Origin of the sequence: Paraliomyxa miuraensis, from assembly GCF_026337845.1 — a bacterium.
GTDB lineage: Bacteria > Myxococcota_A > Polyangia > Nannocystales > Nannocystaceae > Paraliomyxa > Paraliomyxa miuraensis.
This window is the reverse complement of the sequence record NZ_JAOVZF010000156.1, coordinates 123226-138909: the sequence shown is the minus strand read 5'-3', so window position 1 is coordinate 138909 and position 15684 is coordinate 123226. Positions and strand designations below refer to the sequence as shown.

The window sequence follows — 15684 nt, the reverse complement described above, 5'->3', positions numbered from 1 at the left end:
GCGTCACTTGGAACCCGGCCCGGAGCCCCGCGGCCGGCTCAGCAGCGGGATCATCGGCGCCGTCTCCCCAAACGCCAACAGCGCCAGATCATCGGCGAGTCGCTCGGGATACTCCTCGAGGTTCCCCGGGTGCAGCACCGCCGCCCACGTCCCGGACGGGGGCAGCCGCTGGCGCAGCGCCGTCGCGAGCTCCTGGGGCGTGGCATGCGTGGACCACAGCCACCCCGCGGCCGCCGGGCGCACCACCCTGTCGTAGATCCGCACCTCCGACGGGGCCACCCAGGCGTTCCAGCCCCACAGCACGAGCACCGCGCCGATGACGAGCAGCTCCACCAGCGGCGATCGGGTCAGCACGATCATGCTCACCAGCACCACGAGCAGCAGCAGCGGACGCAGCTGCTCCCATCGCACCCAGCGGTCGTGCTGCACCGAGTGGGCCAGGGTCTGGGCCGCTCGCTCGACGGTGGGCCGATTGGCCGGCTCCACCACCACGGCGATCTTGCCGTAGTGCTTGGACCAGCGCTCGGCCATGCTCACGTAGCACGCGAGGATTCCGGGCGCGGCCGCGCTGGCCACCACGAGCACCCGCAGAAAGCCCGCAGGGTCGTCGGCCGCCCGTCGCCCCAGCCGCAGCCCCAGCTCGGCCTCGGCGGGCGCCCGCAGGCTGGATCCGAGCGCCACGAAGCGCTCGAGCTCCGGCCACGACGCGACCGCGAGGCGCCACGCGGGCAGCTCGTCGGTGAGCAAGCGGCGATGCAGGAGCGCACCGTCGCGGTGCTCGGTGTCGTAGGTCGACACCAGGTCGCCGTAGCGCTGCCGGAGTGCCTCGAATTGCCCGGGTGCGTCCCAGATCACCGCGCAGCACACCTCGAGCAGCAGGGTTCCGAACGCAGTGTGCGATGCGAGCAGCTCGGCCTCCGAGGAGAGCAACAGCGCCGCGGCATCGCTCGATCGTCCGCCCGTGAGGGCGCCATGCACCTCGCACTCGAGGGCCACGAGCCGCTCGGCGGTGTCGGCCACCCGCTCGGTCCGCTTGCGCCGATCCCCGAGCTCGAGCGCGAGCTCGGCCGCGTCGGCCTGCGGCAGATCGTCATCTTCGTCGGCCTCGTCTGGCTCGAAGCGCTCGTCCCGACCCTCGCGGAGCTCCTCTTCGAGCGCGGCGATCAACGCATCGACGTCCTCGTCGTCCTCGTCCTCGAACCCGTCCTCCTCGTCCGCGTCTCGTCCCTCGCCGGCTTCGGCCGCCGCAGCCGCGGCCTCGGCGGCCTTGCGAACGACCTCGCTGGCCTGTCGCCACGCATCGAACCACCGCTCGTGCTCGCGCAGCCGGTCATAGGCCTCGCGGATCCGCCGAAACTCCGCGGGATGGCGGTCGGGCTTGTACACCTTGACCCGCCGCAGGTAGGCGCGACGGATCTGCTCGGCGCTCGCCCCCGGTCGCACGTCGAGCAGCACGTAGGGATCGTCGGTCTGCGGCAGCTCGATGGGTGGCTTGCGGCTCATCTCGACGCCAAGTCCTCGACGTGGTCCCGCTCAGTGCTTGAAGCGCTCCACCAGCGCCAGCAGCTCGCCGCGGCAGCGCTCGATCACCTCGGGCTCCTGCTCCTCGAGCGCGAGTCGAAACGCGCGCATGGCCGTGCCCAGCAGCTCGCGCGCGGGGCCCCGCAGCTCGGTGTAGAGGCTCTCGGCCCGCGCCAGCGCGGTGGTGTTGGGCAGCGCCTCGCGCGGGTGGAACTTGAGCGTGCGCAGGACCTGTCGCGCCTGCTCCACCTGGTCGGCGCTCATGCGGCCCGGTGCACGCTCGATCACGAGGGTGGAGGTCTCCCCCGTGCTGACGATCGTCATGTCGACCTCGAGGATCCCGTTGAGATCGTAGGTGAAGCGCACGTCGATCGCCTCTTCGCCCGAGGTGCCCGAGGGAATGCCCTGCAGGGTGTACTCGCCGAGCTTGATGTTGTCGCGGCACAGCGAGTGCTCGCCCTGGAACACCTCCACGCGGATCTTGGTCTGGCCGTCCGCGGCGGTCACGAAGCGCTCGACCCGGCTGGCCGGCAGCACGGTGCCACGCTCGAGGATCGGCGAGAACACGTCGTCGAGCCGACGCCGCCCGTGGCTCTCGACGGTGGACACCCCCAGCGAGAACGGGGCCACGTCGGTGGCGACCACGTCGTCGAGCTGCTCGTCGCCCGCCTTGAGGGCCACCTGCACCGCGGCCCCCTGGGCCACCGCCTCGTCGGGGGAGATCGTGCGCAGCGCGGGCCGCCCGAACAGGGCCTGCGCCAGGTCGGCCACCGCAGGCATCCGCGTGGCCCCACCCACCAGCACCACCTCGTCCACGTCGTCCGGCGACACGCCCGCATCGCGCAGGGCGCGGCGAATCGGCGGGTGCATGCGCTGCAGGATCGGCTCCCACAGCGCCTGCGCCTCCGGCCGCGACAGCGACAGCAGCAGCGGCTCGCCGCCCTCGAGCCGGGGTCCGGGGCGCGGAACCTCCACCTCCACCCGCTCGTCCGACGACAGCCGGCACTTGGCCCGCTCGCAGGCCTCCCACAGCCGGGCCCTGGCGTGGATCATCGAGCGCGGGTCGAAGCCCCACTGGGCCTTGGCGCGCTCGGACAGCGCGTCGACCATCAGCGCCACGAAGTCCTCGCCACCCAGGCTCGCGTCGCCGGCCGAGGCCTGGATCTCGATGACGCCCTCGATGATCTCGAGCACGCTCACGTCGAAGGTGCCGCCGCCGAGGTCGAGCACGGCGATGCGGCTCTCCCGACCGGGATGATGGTCGCGTTGGTGCAGGCCGTAGGCGAGCGCGGCCGCGGTGGGCTCGTTGATGAGCCGCTCCACGTGCAGCCCGGCGATCTCGCAGGCGTCGCGGGTGGCTCGCCGCTGCAGCTCGCCAAAGTAGGCCGGCACCGTGACCACCGCCTCGTCGATGGGCCGGCCCAGCGCCGCCTCGGCGTCGCGCACCAGCTGGCGCAGCACCAGGGCCGACAGCTCCTCCGGACGAAACCGGTGCCCCCCGTGGCCGACCTCGCGGTCGGTTCCCATGTCGCGCTTGAAATTGCGGAACGTGCGCTCGGGGTGGGTCAGGGCCCGGGCCCGGGCCGCCGCCCCCACCAGGATCGTGCCATCGTCGTCGATGCTGACCGCGCTGGGGGTCTGCCGCTCGCCCAGCGCGTTGGGCACGATCTCCGCCCGGCCGTCGCGCATCACCCCCACCAGGGAGTAGGTGGTGCCCAAATCGATGCCAATGCGCATGCCCACGGCGCCGCGAAGCGTAGCACCACCCCTTCGGCCAAGCCCCTCGGCCTTCCCCGGCCTTCCCCCGGTCGCCAGACCCTCGGCCCGCGATCGCCGCCCGGAGGACGAACGGAAGGGACCTGGCGCACCTGCTCCCCCTTCGCGCGAGCCGCCGTCCTCCGGGGGCTTGCCAAGGGGCACGGGGGTGGTCTAGGGATCGCCCCTCTTCCCAACCTCCTTGCTCCCACCCGAAACGTGGGGGCCCAACCGTCCGAAAGGAGAGCCCATGGCCCAAGCAGCCACCAAGGGCGTCGTGCGCTCGGTGTCGTCCAAGCAAGGCACCCAGCGTGAGTACGAGTCCGTCACCATCCTTCGACCCGCCACGAGCAAGCCCGAGATCGCGGCGCTCATCGAGCGCATGCAGGGCATGTTCGGTGACTTCGGGGGTCGTCTCATCAAGATCGACAGCTGGGGTACCCGCATCCTGGCGTTCCCCGTCAAGCACGAGCGCAAGGGCATCTACCTGTACTGGCGCTACCTCGGCGGCTCGGACATCGTGGCCGAGTTCGAGCGCCTGATGGGGCTGTCGGACAAGGTCATTCGCTTCTACACGGTCAAGATCGACGACGACGTCGATCCCGAGGCCCGTCCCAGCGAGGTGACCGAGGAGCTGCTCGAGGCCGCGTCCGATCCCGGACCCGATCCCGAGGAGCTGGCCCGCAAGGCCGCCGAGGAGGCCGCTCGTCGGGCCGCCGAGGAGGCCGCCACCGCACGCGACCGCGGTGACGATGACGACGACTACTACGGCGACGACGACGACGACGACGAGGAGAACGACTGATGAGCGACGACATGCGTGACCGTGACCGTGACCGCGGTGACCGCGGTGACCGCGGCGAGCGTGGTGGACGCGAGGGTGGCAGCAGCCGCCGCAAGCGCTTCGCCATGGTCGCCGACAAGAATCTGGTGCTGGACTACAAGAATCCCCAGCTCCTCAAGAACTTCCTCTCCGACCGCGGCAAGATCGTGCCCGCGCGGATCTCCGGGCTCTCGGCGCGTCAGCAACGGCAGCTCACCAAGGCGATCAAGCGCGCGCGCATGCTGGCCTTGCTGCCCTACACCTCGTAGCCCGAAGGAGGCCGCGTCATGATCAGCGTCATCCTCAAGCAAGACGTCGAGAGCCTCGGCCGCGCCGGCGAGATCGTCCGGGTCAAGCCCGGCTACGGCCGCAACTACCTCATTCCCCGCGGCATGGCACTGCTCGCCACCCGCGGCAACGTGGCGCAGCACGAGCACCATCGTCGCGCCATCGAGGCCGAGCAGGCTCGCATGCGGGCCGAGCAGCAAAAGACCGCCGACCTGCTCAAGAACACCTCGGTCTCCATCGCTCGCAAGGCCGGCAAGGACAACAAGCTGTTCGGGTCGGTCTCCTCGCGCGACATCGTCGAGGCCCTGGCCATGCAGAACATCGAGGTCGACCGCCGCCTGGTGCAGCTGCCCGATCCGATCCGCGAGACCGGGACCTTCGAGGTCGTGGTTCGCTTCAGCGTGGACGTGCAGGTACCGCTCAAGGTCAACGTCGTAGGCATTTGACCGCCGTGCCCTCGGGGCACGCTCGAAGAACGATGGAGGGCCGGTCGGAAACGACCGGCCCTTTCTCGTGGGCCCTTTCGCGTTGACAGCGCGCGGCCTCGCGGCGACAGTGGGAGCATGGCTTCTTCCAAGGTGCGACCGACTCCACCTCCTCGCGGCCCTGCCCTGGCGCGGCCGGCCGTGGGAGCGTTGCTGCTGACGCTGTCCGGAGCTGCATGTGGCGACGACAAGGGCACGGGCGACACCGCCAACGACAGCCAGCCGCCCATGGCCGACGAGGGGCCCATGCCCAACCCGACCACCGACGACACGACACCGCCGATGGCCAACCCCACCACGGGGACCAGCACCACCACGGCGGGGGACGACTCGAGCACGGGGCCGATTCCGCCGATGCCCCCGCCCATGCCCAATCCCACCGAGACGGACGGCACGACCGGCGACGGGACCACGGGCACGGGTAGCGGCGGGACCACCGAGATCCCGCCCATGCCCCCGCCGACCAGCGGTGTGCTGCCTGGCGACGAGCCCGAGTGAGGCCGATCCGCGGTGCATCGCTCTCTCGTTCGTTCGCGTCGGGGACCGGCTCGCTCGAGGGCCACGCGCGAGCCCGTGGTGGTGGCCGACGAATGGCAGCGCTGGGTGGTCGAGAACCTCCTGCGTGGGGTCGAGCCGCACGAGCTGGTCACGGGGTTGGTCGAGGGCGGGGCGCCCAGGGGGTTGGCCGAGCGCACCGTGTTCGAGATCGTGCGCTCGCCTGGTTTCGTCACCGCCCGCGACCGCGATCACTGGGCAAAGCGCCTGGCCCAGGTGGCTCGGCTGCTCTCCACCGTCGGCAAGCCCAGCCCGCTCGAGCGGAGGCCCGCGCCCGATGCCTTCGAGCTCTTTGGACGTTACTGGGCCACCTCGACCCCGGCCGTGTTCACCGACATCGTCTCGCGCTGGCGCACCCAGTGGACCCCGCAGAGCCTGCGTGAGCGCTTTGGTGGGGCGAAGATCGAGGCCTGCGTGGGACGAGAGGGTGATCCTCGACCCGACGTCAATTGGCGAGCGCACCGACGGCAGCTGACCCTGGCCGAGTACGTCGATCGCATGCTCGCGGTCGACCAGGGCAACGACCTCTACCTCATCGCCAACAACCGCAACACCGCGCGCGGCGAGCTGCGTGCGCTGTGGGACGACGTGGTGCTGCCTTCGGGGTGGTTCGATGCGCAGCGGTTGCCCCATGGCTCGGCGCTGTGGCTCGGCCCGGCGGGCACGGTCACGCCGCTGCACCACGACACCTCGAACATCCTGTTTTGCCAGGTCCACGGTCGCAAGCGCGTGGTGCTGGCGCCCCCATGGACCGAGGCCCTGCTGCGCAAGGCCGAGGGCGTCTACAGCCGCATGGACGTGCAGCAGGTGCTCGACGACGACGACATCGTCTCGTTCGACCTGACGCTACGGCCCGGCGAGTCACTCTTCATCCCCGCCGGCTGGTGGCACGACGTGCGCGCCCTCGATGCCTCGGTGAGCCTGGCGATCAATGCGTTCGTGCGACCCAACTCGTTCGGGTGGTACACGCCTGGGGGAGTACGGTAGGCACACCGCGTCACCCCGGTTCGAGCACGAACGGGTACTTCACCGCCACCACCCCACCGCCCGTGGGCTTGGGGAACTTCCAGCGCTTGACGGCCTTGGCGATGCAGTAGTCGACGGTCGAGTCCGTCAGCGTGGAGCTGGCCACGGTGGCGCTGGAGACCGAGCCGCTGGGGCTGATGATGAACGAGACCTCGACCTTGCCCGCGAGCGCGGGATCCTTGGTGAGCCCCATGGTGTAGCAGTACCGCACCTCGTTGATGTGCGCCCGCACGATCCGGCGGATGATGTCCTTGTCGAGCGAGCCCGTCACGTCGGCCTTGGCCTGGCGCACCCGCGGCACCTTCTTGCCCCGGCCGCCAAAGCCCGCGCCACCGCCCAGGCCGTAGCCACCGCTGCCCGGACCACCGCTGCCGAAGAGGCCGAAGACCGCCGTGCTGGAGGCCTCGCGCTCGCCCACCTCGCCGGGCTCGAAGCACAGCCCGAGCGTGGGCCCCTTGGACCCCACGATCGACACGTCGAAGCACGTGCGCCCCCCTTCCTCGCGGGGCTGCTCGGCAAAGGTGTGATCGGCAACGACCTGCCCCGCCGGGCTGCCGTCGGTCCAGTGAATCGCAGTCCCCGCCTTGACCTCGTAGCGCGGATTGCTGCCGCCACCGCGACCCGTGCCCACTAGGCCCAGGCCGCCCACGCCATACGCCTCACCGACCTCGGTGCCGATGAGCCCTCCCCAGACGTCCTCGTCGTCGCCGCCCACCGCGAACGCGCCACCGTATGGCGACGCGAGGAAGTGACCGCTCTCCGGCTCCACCGTCCCGAGGATGCCGGCCGGCCGTCCCCCGGCCAGCGCCGTTGCCTCCATCCGTTCCCGGGATGCGATCGCGACCAGCTCGAGGCACGGATTGCGCACGGTGACCAGCGCTCCCCCACCCTCGCGCATCGAGCTCCCGAACAGCGAGAGCTTTCTGCCCTGGTGGAACAGCTCGGACTCGACCAGGGGCGCACCCGCGAAGGTGAGCGCGTCATCCTCCATCGGCTCGAGCTTGCTGATGGATCCCTCCGACGACAGCGCCGCGCCGGGCTCGTAGAAGCGGCCGAGCCGATCCTGGGGCACCGACAGCTTCAATGGCGTCCCGCGTACCAGCAGCGCATCACCCCCCTCGGGCACGGGCACGCCTCGGCTGAGCTGGGCCTTGGTGCCATCCTCGTGCTCGTAGGTGTAGCTCTCGGTCAACACGGGCAAGAGATCGTCGCGACCGATGAACAGCCGCAGACGAAAGTCGCCGAGGTCGTCCAGAGTGCCCGCGCAGTGGTGCTCGGCGGGCTGGGCCGCCAGCGTCTCGATCGCGAGCCGGCCATCCTGCTCGCCCACCACGTTGATCGTCATGCCCGCAGCAGCCCTGGAGCCCTCGCCGAGCGGCGGTAGCTCGAAGCCCACCTCACCCGTGCTCGAGATGAACAGCAGCGAGCCCACCTTGGCCACCGCATGGCCCGAGGGCGGTGGCTCGGGGGGCTCGCTCGGCACGGGCGTCGGGTCGACGGTCGGGGTCGCGCCACCGGGAGTGGCGGCGTCGGCACCGGCTCCCTCGGCCGCCTCCGCGGCGGGTGCCTCGTCCGGCGCGGCGTCGTCCTTGCACGCACCCAGCGTGGCCAGCATCCCGGTCAGCACCACCGTCGCCTTGCGCCCATTCATCGGCAGCGACTCTACACCATTCGATTTCGTCATCGACGCTAGCGCGCCGCCCGGACCGTGACCACTGCCGCCTTGCGGGCCTTGGGGTCGCGATCGCGCCGCACCGTGATCCGGCCCTCCGGCAACCCGAAGCGCTCGACCGCGCCCACCGCCACGCGCTGGCCCGCCTCGGGCGATCGCGGCACCCACACCTCGATCGTCGAGCGCGAGAACACCCCGGCCAGCGTGCCCACGTGCGCCACCAGGGCGGCCTCGGCCGCCGCATCGAGCTTGCGACCCGCCACGGCATGGACGAGGAGCACGGGCGCCTCACCCTCGGACGTGGCCCGGCGGGACGCCGCCGCTGGAGCCTGGGCATCCCGTGCCAGGTCGGCGATCACCGTGGCCGTCAGCGGCACCCGCTCGGGCGAGGGCGTGGTCAGCAGCCCGACCTCGCGCCACAGATCCCAGGTGCGATGGAAGAGCGCGTCGAGGTTCACCGCTCCGCGCCCCGACAGACCGGCCGCCGTGGCCGCGCCGTGGAGGTCGGTGAACTCGAGCCACCCCAGCGCATCGATGAGATCCACCGCCTCGGGCGCGCCCTTCTGCGCCGCCAGCACGCGCGCCGCCGCGGCCGGGTCGGCATCGAGGCTGCGAGCGCCCTCCATCCACGTGCGCGCCCACCTCACCAGCACGTCGCGCCTGCGATCCACCACGCCGGCCGCCGCCACCGCGACCACCGGCACCAGGTGCGTGGCGTCGGCGGTCGACACCACCAGCTGCCGCGCATCGATCTCCCCCGATCGACGCCGCTGCACCGCCTGCAATCCTCGGCGCTGGCTGGACCCCGGCTCGAGCAGCTCGACCCGCCCGGGCGCGACCCCGGCCTCGTCGAGCACGTAGAGCCCCAAGAGCGTCTCCGAGGATCCCGGGCGACCGACCAGTCGCATCGGACCCGAGGGCGGCTCGCGCAGCAGCGCGGCGTCACCCACCAGCGCATCGCGCCCTCGCGACCACGCCACCACGAAGAACACCTGCGGCGAGAGGGCGCGCAGGCGCTCGTACGACGCCACGAAGGCCGGCAAGGGCATCAAGGCCACGTCGGCCCCCTGCTCGTCCTCGCCCCCACGCGACAGCCGGGTCTGGATCTCGGCCGCATCGACCACCGCCGCAAACGACACATCGAGGCCCGCCTTGCGATAGGCACCCTCCTCGGCGGAGCTCGTGCCACCGTTGGCCAGCACCCCGGGAGCCAGCACCTCCCAGCCCAGCGCGACGACCCTGAGCGGCTCGGGAGGCTTGCTCGGATCGACCGCGGCAGCCTCGGCCTCGCTCGCCTCGCCCTTGGTCTCGCCAGCCTCACCCTTGGCCTCGCCATCGGTCTTGGCCGCCTCGCCCTTGGTCTCCGACGAGGAGGCACCCGCCGCCTCGCCCGGCAACGCGTCCACGGCCGGCTCGAGCAGCTCGGGGCGCTCACGCAGCATGGTCATGCCGGCCACCGCCCCCAGCATGCCCACCAACGAACCGAACACGATCACGCGTCGCATCACCACCTCGAGGTGCCGAACCCGCGCGCGGCAGGGTACTCGGACTTGATCATGGGCTTGAGCACGTCGATCGGGATCGCGAGGTTGAGGCTCTCGCCCCGCAGCTTGGCCACCGTCACCCCGATCACGTCGCCGCGAGTGTTGAAGACCGGCCCGCCCGAGTTGCCCGGCGACACCGGAGCCGACATCTGGATGTACTTCTTGCCCTCGTACACGCGTCGCGAGGACACCATGCCGTCGGTCATCGTGTGCTCGAGCCCGATGGGGTTGCCGATCACGATCACCGCCTCGCCCACCTCGACCTCGTCGCTCACCCCGAGCGCCACCGGGGGCGGCAGCGTGGCGATCTTGATGCGCAGCAGCGCGAGATCGTCGTCGGGGTTGTTCTCGAGCAGCTCGACCTCGTCCGCCACGCTGCCGTCGAACAGCTTGACCTCGATCTTCCTGGCGTCCTCCACCACGTGGTGGTTGGTGGCGATGGTGCCCTTGTCATCGATGACGAACCCGGTGCCCATCCCGGCGCCCAGCGACATCTCGGTCTTGATCGTGACCACCGACGGGGCCCACGCCTTGAACAGCTCCGCCGGGGCCAGCTCCTTGCGCGGCTGCTCCTTGGGCGGCGCGGGCGTGAACTCGGCCCCCTCGGCGGGGGCGGCATCGACCGCCTCGACCTCGACGGGGGGCTCGGTGGCCGCCGGCGTGGCGGCCTCCTCTTCGCTCGCGGCCGGAGACGCAGCGGTGGGCGTCTGAACACCCGCAACCCACCGCGTGCCCCAGGCCACATGGTTCCACCCCTGTGCGTCGAAGCGCGAGGCCTGCTCGGAGAGCGGCCCCTGCAGCATCGAGGTGCCCAGGGCCACCGCCGCGGTGGCTCCTCCCATCCATGTGACGGCCGCCACATCGGTGACCAGCCCTGGTCGCGACGAGCCATCGTCGGGCAGCAGGCGATCGGCCATCAGCAGGGGCAAGCCTCCCGTGACCACCACCGCCACGCCCAGCTGCACCCATACGTTGTCGGTGAGCAGCCCCACCAGGCTCATCGACACCACCACCGAGATCACCGCACCGACCGCGAGGGCCACGAGCTTGACCAGCCCCGTGATCCACCCCCGGCCACGGCCTGCTGGCGCGGTGGAGTCCTTGCGGCCGTCGCCCTTCGAGCTCATCGATACCTCCCGGGGCCCGTGCAACCCCGCGCCTTCGGGAGTATTTCGCACGGATCAGCGTGCGGTCCAGGCCTCGATCGCCCGCCGGGCAGGCAGCTCTTGCAGCCGTGCCACCACCCGATGCCGCTCGCTCTGGGCACTCGGTACCTCGATCACCTTGACCACCTCGAACGGGGTTCCGGGGGGGAACAACACCACCGAGGCGCCATCGGCCGGGCCATCGAGCCAGCGGCCGGCGCTCCCGCGGACCCGTGGGCAGAGCTCCAGCACATCGGGCTCGTCGGGGTCGTGGGCACGATGCCCGCGATCCACGACCGTGCTCAGCAGCCCCGGATCCCTCCACACGCGTCCGCCTTCGCTCGCGGCCGTCCACCGAAGGTCGGCCAGCACCGCGTTCGGCAAGGTGCACCAGAGCCGAAGTCGCGCCTCGTCGTCACCCAGCACCCGCCGCAGTCGAGGCAGCGCCCGCAGGGCCATGAACGCGTGCACCAGCTGCTCGCCGAGCAATCGCGGCAGCCGAGGATCATCGAGCCGCTCGAGACCTGCGACCGCCTCGCGCAGACGAGACATCCGTCGGGCCAGCGCGTGGCAGCCCATGCGATCGGGATCGGCCATCACGCGCTGCACCGCATGACGCAGACCCTCCGTCACGCGCAGCCAGGTCTCGGGCCGGGACGGATCCGCACGCAACAGCGCATTCATGGGGCGAGAGAACGGCGAGCTGTGCAGCCAGAGGCTCATCGTGTCGGCGGGGGCTCCTCGTTGGTCGAGCTCGGCACGGAGCCCCGCCGGGCTCAGCAGGTAGCCCCCTTCGTCGGCGATCGCCCGGCCATGTGCGTGCAGCGTCGCGTCGTCGACCTCGAGCGGGGGCAGGGGCGCGCGCTCGGTCAGCCGCCGTAGCGCCCGCAGCGGCAGCGCGAGATCGATGGCCTCGCCGAACAAGCGCAGATGCGGTCGCCCTCCCAGCACCGTGCCCGGCGTCCCCTGGGTGGTGAGCGTTCGGACGATCTCGGTCAGCAGGACCTCGGCGAGCTGCTCGGCGGGCGGCGAGGCCATCGAAGCGCCCGCAGAGGGCTCGGTGGAGACGATCAGCTTGCCGTTCATCGACCCTCCTGGGTGGCACGTCCCTCCCGTGCCCCACGACCGAACGAGGCACGGATCAGCGCACATCGCCGATCCGATCGTGGCTGGCGTCCGAGCCTCGGGGCTCATCGATTCACTGCGCTGGGTCGTCTCGTCGCGACGACGCCGGCGCCGTTTCGGGATCGAACCTCTCGATCCCGAGCGCATCCATCGAACGTGCCAGTGCAAGGTATCCGCGGGCTTGGTGGCACGCAAGCGAAAGATCGAAGGCCTGCTGACGCCGGATGACCGTAGACCCCGACGCCAGCACCACGTCATCGCCCAGGGCTCGCGATTGCGCCCCCCGATGCGCGATGCCATGCTACGCGACCACCATGGAGCAGCCCCACGTCGACCCGGGTCTGGACCTCGAGGACGAGATCGTACGGCTCAAGAAGGAGCGCAACGCCGTCATCTTGGCCCACTACTATCAGGAGTCGGAGATCCAGGAGCTGGCCGACTTCCTGGGCGACTCGCTGGCGCTGGCCCAGGCCGCGCGCGACACCGAGGCCCAGACCATCGTGTTCTGCGGCGTGCACTTCATGGCCGAGACGGCCAAGATCCTCAATCCCGACCGCACCGTGCTGCTGCCCGACCTCGACGCCGGCTGCTCGCTGGCCAGCGGCTGCCCCGCCGACCGCTTCCGTGCCTGGCGGGCGCGCCACCCCGGCGCAGTGGCGGTGAGCTACATCAATTGCTCGGCCGAGGTGAAGGCGCATAGTGACATCATCTGCACTTCCTCCAATGCCGAGGCGGTGATCCGCTCGATCCCCGAGGACCAGCAGATCCTGTTCGCCCCCGACGCCAACCTCGGCCGCTGGCTCATCAAGCAGACCGGTCGCGACATGCTGCTGTGGCAGGGCAGCTGCATCGTGCACGAGACCTTCAGCCAGCGAAAGCTGGTCGAGCTCAAGTCGCGACACCCCAGGGCCCAGATCATCGCGCACCCCGAGTGCGAGGAGCCCGTGCTCGCCATGGCCGACGTGATCGGCTCCACCACTCGGCTGTTGCGGCACGCGGTGGAGAGCGACCACGACGAGTTCATCGTGGCCACCGAGCCCGGCATCATCACGCAGATGCACAAGGCGGCTCCGCACAAGACGTACATCCCCGCGCCGCCGCAGAGCAACTGCGCCTGCAACGAGTGCCCGTTCATGCGGCTCAACACGCTCGAGAAGCTCTACGTGTGCCTGCGCGACGGCACCCCCGAGCTGACGATGCCGGTCGAGCTGCGCGAGGCGGCCCGCCGCCCCATCGATCGCATGCTCGCGCTGAGCTGACGCGAAGCCAGCTCAGTCGTCGTCGGCGCTCGGGTGGTGGACCTTGCGGAAGGTCTCGATGTACCGCGCGTAGAACTGGTCGAACTCCGGCCGCGACTTGAATTGCAGGTCGTTGAACCACACGCGGCTGATGGCGAGCTTGCGGCAGATGTAGACCACGACGAAGCCGAGGCCCAGCGATGCGAGCGGCACCAGCGGGTGCCCGAGCCAGAGCGTCGCGCCCAGGCCCAGCACCATCAGCGGGTTGGTGATGTGGTTGATGCGATTGGAGTTGGTGTTGATGAGCGGCAGCGCCGGGCCGAAGAACGCCACGAGCAGCAGCAAGACCGTGATCGACAGCGGGATCCAGTCGGCGCGGAACATCTGCACGATCGCCACGATCGCCGTGACCAGCATCAGCACGAAGTTCAGCACCTGCGTGCTCGAGATCGAGAACCCGCGATGGGAGCGGTGGATCGACCGGATCACCTCTTCCATTCCCTCGACCGCATAGGGCCCGCGCTGCCGATACTTGCCGATGGTGTTGGGGAAGAAGAAGTGGATGCCCACGTCCTCGAGGCTGCGACACTGCGAGAACTTCGACTCGATGCCCATCAGACGAGCGACGATCTCGTTGTACTGACCATAGAACACCAGGTTGTCGGCTCCCGAGCGCACCTTGCTCGGGTACTGCGTGCCATTGTAGGCCGCGATGCGCTCGTCGAGGTTCCTGGTGATCTCCTTGCGGAACGCGGCGTCGGTGATCATCTTGTGCGTGAAGATGCACTGCATCTCGGACACGTTGTTGACCCCGCCGGTCATCGCCCTCGCGTAGCCGATGAAGTAGGTGTTGGGGAGGTCCCGGGGCATGAGCCCCATGAAGCAATCGCGATAGTAGTACTCGTAGCGGCACGAAGGCTGGCCCGGGCGCTCGATCGTGATGGGCGGCAGATTCGGCGCCTCCTGGTCGGACTCGATGATGTCGTCGAACTGCACCACCTGGTCCCTCCAGCGGAGCACTCGATTCTCGCGATCGATGAAGACCTCCTGCCGTGGCCACAGCTCGACGATCTTGCGATCGATGAGATAGGCGATGTCGTTGAGCAAGTAGCCGCTGCGGATCGACTCCTCGAGGGTGTCCTCGAACGACTCCTTGTAGGTGTCGATCGGCCAGTACTTGGTGATGCGAAGTCCATTGGGGAGGTTCGGGTTGAACGGACTGCCCCGCCCCATGTTCAGGGCCGGTGTAAGGTCGAGGTCGCGTATCGCGAACGGGTAGCGCATGTAGAGGTTGCTGCCCAGGAACGGCTTGCTCGTGCGGGGGTTGCTCGAGGCCATGATCTGGCCCTGGGGCAGGACCATCTTGTAGAGATAGCCCGAGATGTTGCCCACGTTGTGCATCTCGACGTCGTCGAGCGCGAACGCCACCCCGTGGTGGTTGATGAGCTTGTCGAGGCAGAAGAACCCGTTGCTCACCAGGATGATGCGATTGTCGCCCCCCAGGAGCTTGGACACGAACATGTTCGCCGAGTCGCCCATGGTGGTGATCACCACCGTGCGCCCCCTGGCGTGCTCGAAGTCGTAGTTCAGGATCGAGTGGTGGATCTTGCGCCGAAAGGCGGTCCCGATGACGATGTTGTTGGCCTCGTAGATCGCACCGCTCCTGGTGTGTACCACCGAGCCGGCTTCTCGGTTCTCGACCTCGGTGACCCAGTCTTCGACCACCTTTTGCCGATGGTCGGCCTTGTAGCGCTTGATGAACTCGTGGAACTCACGTGCCGTGGGAAACCGCGACTCCGTATTCTTGGTGCGGGCCAGCTCGAACGAGTAGACCGAGGACATGTAGCTGCTGACCAGGTCGAAGTCGAGCCGCCCCGCGGCCTCCAGCTGCTCCCAGATGTTGGGACCAGAGGAGATCACCGTATAGTCCGAGCCGGTTCTCTCCAGCTCTCGGATCAACGGAATCGTCGTCAGTCCAAACCCAATGATCAACGTATCGGTCTTCCTGCTGCTCTCGTTCGTCATGACCCTCGTCCTCGTATCTTCGCTGCCTCCGCGGCCTTCCTTGGCGGCGGGTTCGAATCGGTCTTCCGCTGCGCTCGCGGCCCTCGGCGCGCCCGGCAAGGGAGCACCACTGGCTCATGTGACTGGCTCGACCTCGCGTGCACGGTCCGATGTGGACCGCAATGGGACGAGGTGAAGAGCACCCTGGCCAACCCGTTCGAGGATACATCATGTCATCGCGTTCGAGGGGCTCGTGAATCATCATCGTGGTCCGAGTCTTCGAACGACTCTCGACGTCACCAAGGAGACGATTCCCATCATGGGCCGGCGTCGGGATGGATCCCCCGACGACGGCACGGTAAGCCACGACCCACCAACCGAGTCATCGTCTTCCGCTGCGAACGGAGCCGCACGGTCGATCACCACGTTCGGTCGACGAGACTGCCGATCCTGATTCGAGCCTCGCCGCAGGCGTGCCCTGGAGTGCTTGGTCGACTCCCCGA

At 69.5% G+C, this 15684-nt stretch carries 13 protein-coding genes; 6 read left to right on the top strand and 7 right to left on the bottom strand.

The window, feature by feature from the left end; translation table 11 throughout:
- Positions 1-3 precede the first annotated feature (3 nt).
- Complete coding sequence (locus OEB96_RS26025; protein WP_266219439.1) at positions 4-1503, bottom strand: J domain-containing protein; 1500 nt, start codon at positions 1501-1503, stop codon at positions 4-6.
- Positions 1504-1533: 30 nt separating this feature from the next.
- Positions 1534-3258, bottom strand: coding sequence for an Hsp70 family protein (locus tag OEB96_RS26020; RefSeq protein ID WP_266219715.1), 1725 nt, complete (start codon positions 3256-3258; stop codon positions 1534-1536).
- Positions 3259-3526: 268 nt separating this feature from the next.
- Between OEB96_RS26020 and rpsF the strand changes: the two genes are divergently transcribed.
- The 5 genes from rpsF (at position 3527) to OEB96_RS25995 (ending at position 6414) form a co-directional block, all read left to right on the top strand.
- Positions 3527-4081 (top strand): 30S ribosomal protein S6, encoded by a 555-nt coding sequence (rpsF, locus tag OEB96_RS26015; protein ID WP_266219438.1) that lies wholly within the window; start codon positions 3527-3529, stop codon positions 4079-4081.
- Positions 4081-4368, top strand: coding sequence for a 30S ribosomal protein S18 (rpsR, locus tag OEB96_RS26010; RefSeq protein WP_266219437.1), 288 nt, complete (start codon positions 4081-4083; stop codon positions 4366-4368). The genes rpsF and rpsR overlap by 1 nt, the downstream gene beginning before the upstream one ends.
- Positions 4369-4386: 18 nt before the next feature.
- Complete coding sequence (rplI, locus tag OEB96_RS26005; protein WP_266219436.1) at positions 4387-4833, top strand: 50S ribosomal protein L9; 447 nt, start codon at positions 4387-4389, stop codon at positions 4831-4833.
- Between the two features lie 117 nt (positions 4834-4950).
- Complete coding sequence (locus OEB96_RS26000; protein ID WP_266219435.1) at positions 4951-5370, top strand: hypothetical protein; 420 nt, start codon at positions 4951-4953, stop codon at positions 5368-5370.
- 81 nt (positions 5371-5451) lie between these two features.
- Entirely contained in the window at positions 5452-6414 is a 963-nt protein-coding gene (locus OEB96_RS25995; protein WP_266219434.1) for a cupin-like domain-containing protein, read from the top strand.
- 10 nt (positions 6415-6424) lie between these two features.
- Here OEB96_RS25995 and OEB96_RS25990 read toward each other — a convergent pair whose 3' ends face one another.
- From OEB96_RS25990 to OEB96_RS25975, 4 genes are read right to left on the bottom strand one after another with little or no spacing between them, the layout of a single operon-like run.
- Positions 6425-8104, bottom strand: coding sequence for an AgmX/PglI C-terminal domain-containing protein (locus OEB96_RS25990; protein ID WP_266219433.1), 1680 nt, complete (start codon positions 8102-8104; stop codon positions 6425-6427).
- Between the two features lie 38 nt (positions 8105-8142).
- The gene (locus OEB96_RS25985; RefSeq protein ID WP_266219432.1) at positions 8143-9630 is read right to left on the bottom strand and encodes a substrate-binding domain-containing protein; all 1488 of its coding nucleotides are present in this window, start codon (positions 9628-9630) and stop codon (positions 8143-8145) included.
- Positions 9630-10796: a trypsin-like peptidase domain-containing protein gene (locus OEB96_RS25980; RefSeq protein ID WP_266219431.1), complete on the bottom strand. Its 1167-nt coding sequence runs from the start codon at positions 10794-10796 to the stop codon at positions 9630-9632. Before OEB96_RS25980 ends, OEB96_RS25985 begins: the two co-directional genes overlap by 1 nt.
- 54 nt (positions 10797-10850) lie before the next feature.
- Entirely contained in the window at positions 10851-11900 is a 1050-nt protein-coding gene (locus tag OEB96_RS25975; RefSeq protein WP_266219430.1) for a hypothetical protein, read from the bottom strand.
- 353 nt (positions 11901-12253) lie between these two features.
- Here OEB96_RS25975 and nadA point away from each other — a divergent pair, with 353 nt between their 5' ends.
- The gene (gene nadA, locus OEB96_RS25970; protein ID WP_266219429.1) at positions 12254-13198 is read left to right on the top strand and encodes a quinolinate synthase NadA; all 945 of its coding nucleotides are present in this window, start codon (positions 12254-12256) and stop codon (positions 13196-13198) included.
- Between the two features lie 12 nt (positions 13199-13210).
- Here the strand turns inward: nadA and OEB96_RS25965 are convergent, their stop codons facing one another.
- Positions 13211-15202 carry a hypothetical protein gene (locus tag OEB96_RS25965; RefSeq protein ID WP_266219428.1) on the bottom strand — a complete coding sequence of 664 codons (1992 nt, stop codon included), beginning with the start codon at positions 15200-15202 and terminating at the stop codon, positions 13211-13213.
- Positions 15203-15684 lie beyond the last annotated feature (482 nt).

Excerpts from the sequence above, each read along its gene's own strand:
- OEB96_RS26025 (WP_266219439.1), bottom strand. The coding sequence starts at position 1,503 with ATGAGCCGCAAGCCACCCATCGAGCTGCCGCAGACCGACGATCCCTAC.
- OEB96_RS26020 (WP_266219715.1), bottom strand. The coding sequence starts at position 3,258 with ATGCGCATTGGCATCGATTTGGGCACCACCTACTCCCTGGTGGGGGTG.
- rpsF (WP_266219438.1), top strand. The coding sequence starts at position 3,527 with ATGGCCCAAGCAGCCACCAAGGGCGTCGTGCGCTCGGTGTCGTCCAAG.
- rpsR (WP_266219437.1), top strand. The coding sequence starts at position 4,081 with ATGAGCGACGACATGCGTGACCGTGACCGTGACCGCGGTGACCGCGGT.
- rplI (WP_266219436.1), top strand. The coding sequence starts at position 4,387 with ATGATCAGCGTCATCCTCAAGCAAGACGTCGAGAGCCTCGGCCGCGCC.
- OEB96_RS26000 (WP_266219435.1), top strand. The coding sequence starts at position 4,951 with ATGGCTTCTTCCAAGGTGCGACCGACTCCACCTCCTCGCGGCCCTGCC.
- OEB96_RS25990 (WP_266219433.1), bottom strand. The coding sequence starts at position 8,104 with ATGAATGGGCGCAAGGCGACGGTGGTGCTGACCGGGATGCTGGCCACG.
- OEB96_RS25985 (WP_266219432.1), bottom strand. The coding sequence starts at position 9,630 with ATGCGACGCGTGATCGTGTTCGGTTCGTTGGTGGGCATGCTGGGGGCG.
- OEB96_RS25980 (WP_266219431.1), bottom strand. The coding sequence starts at position 10,796 with ATGAGCTCGAAGGGCGACGGCCGCAAGGACTCCACCGCGCCAGCAGGC.
- OEB96_RS25975 (WP_266219430.1), bottom strand. The coding sequence starts at position 11,900 with ATGAACGGCAAGCTGATCGTCTCCACCGAGCCCTCTGCGGGCGCTTCG.
- nadA (WP_266219429.1), top strand. The coding sequence starts at position 12,254 with ATGGAGCAGCCCCACGTCGACCCGGGTCTGGACCTCGAGGACGAGATC.
- OEB96_RS25965 (WP_266219428.1), bottom strand. The coding sequence starts at position 15,202 with ATGACGAACGAGAGCAGCAGGAAGACCGATACGTTGATCATTGGGTTT.